Source organism: Vibrio sp. 1727 (genome assembly GCF_033344415.1).
Classification (GTDB): domain Bacteria; phylum Pseudomonadota; class Gammaproteobacteria; order Enterobacterales; family Vibrionaceae; genus Vibrio; species Vibrio alginolyticus.
Genome location: NZ_JAWPOT010000653.1, coordinates 1 through 521, shown reverse-complemented (window position 1 = coordinate 521; position 521 = coordinate 1). Strand labels below are relative to the sequence as shown.

Sequence of the window (521 nt, the reverse complement as noted above, 5' to 3'; positions counted from 1 at the left end):
TGTTGGAACCTAAAGTCTTCTATGCCTTGAAAGAACCCACAGAAATTACGCGCGGCGGTTGGACAGCCGACTACAACGAGGCATCGACTTGGTTAGATATCTTCGTCTCAAATGGCGAGTACAACGATTCACGTTACCACAACCCGAAATACGATGAGTTGATGTCGCAATCTAAGACCCTGAGCGACCCATCTGACCTATATCTACAAGCAGAAAGCATGTTGATTGATGATATGGCGATAATTCCAGTTTACCGTCCCGGCAACGATCAATACCTGATCAAGCCTTATGTCGGTGGCTACGAGCGCACTAACCCCGAGTCCTCGTACTACCGCAAGAATGTCTATGTGAAAGTCCACTAAAGGCATGTTTCGGCCTGTGTCGATAAGGTAACTAGCACTGACATTGCCAATACATGGCATACCTTCTCGAACCTCTCTTTCCTCGGTAATGAGCACAGGCCAATTTTTTTCACCTTTTATTCGACGCGGCAGGATGTGGCGTCGTTTTACCAAAGGATG

1 pseudogene is annotated in these 521 nt (G+C 47.2%); it reads left to right on the top strand.

Annotation, left to right across the window (positions count from 1 at the left end):
* Positions 1-362: pseudogene (locus R8O10_RS27430) on the top strand (peptide ABC transporter substrate-binding protein); the annotation flags it as partial.
* Between the last annotated feature and the right edge of the window lie 159 nt (positions 363-521).